The organism is Bacteroides sp. CAG:189 (genome assembly GCF_000432295.1).
Taxonomy (GTDB): Bacteria; Bacteroidota; Bacteroidia; order Bacteroidales; family Bacteroidaceae; genus Bacteroides; species Bacteroides salyersiae.
In genome coordinates this window covers 1-583 of sequence record NZ_HF990980.1, presented here as the reverse complement: position 1 = coordinate 583, position 583 = coordinate 1, and the positions used below count along the sequence as shown (strand labels likewise).

The following is a 583-nucleotide window of genomic DNA, read 5'->3' as shown; positions in this document are numbered from 1 at the left end:
GAGGTAAACGGGGAACTAGTGCGTAAATTCGATTTATACCTGAAGACGGAGAAACATTGTGCACAGAACACCGTTATCCGGTACATGAAATGCTTCAAGAAAGTGATAAACCTTGCCATTGCCAACGAGTGGCTGACAAAGAACCCGTTTGCCGGAATCAAGTTTCACGAGGTGGAGGTAAACAAACAGTTCCTAAGCCAAGCCGAGATAAACCGGATATGGCAGAAAGAGTTCAGGATTGAACGGCTGGAACTGGTACGGGATGTTTTTATCTTTTGCGTATATACCGGGCTGGCATTCATAGACGTGTATAATCTACGCCCCGAACATATTTCAGAGGACGGCAACGGTAATCTGTGGATAGTGAAACCCCGTGAAAAGACAAACAACCTCTGTAACATCCCGCTTTTGAGCATTCCCAAACAAATACTTGAAAAGTACAAGGATAACCCCTACTGCATGGATAAAGGAACTTTATTACCCGTTCCCTGCAATCAGAAGATGAACAGCTACCTGAAAGAGATTGCCGACCTGTGCGGTATCAAAAAGAACCTGACCACGCACACAGCCCGGCACAGTTTCG

General features: G+C 45.6%; 1 protein-coding gene. It reads left to right on the top strand.

Features of this window, described 5'->3' with window-relative positions; genetic code table 11:
* Window positions 1–583: site-specific integrase (locus tag QVP90_RS00925; protein ID WP_288203636.1), on the top strand; the 583-nt coding region annotated here is incomplete at both ends.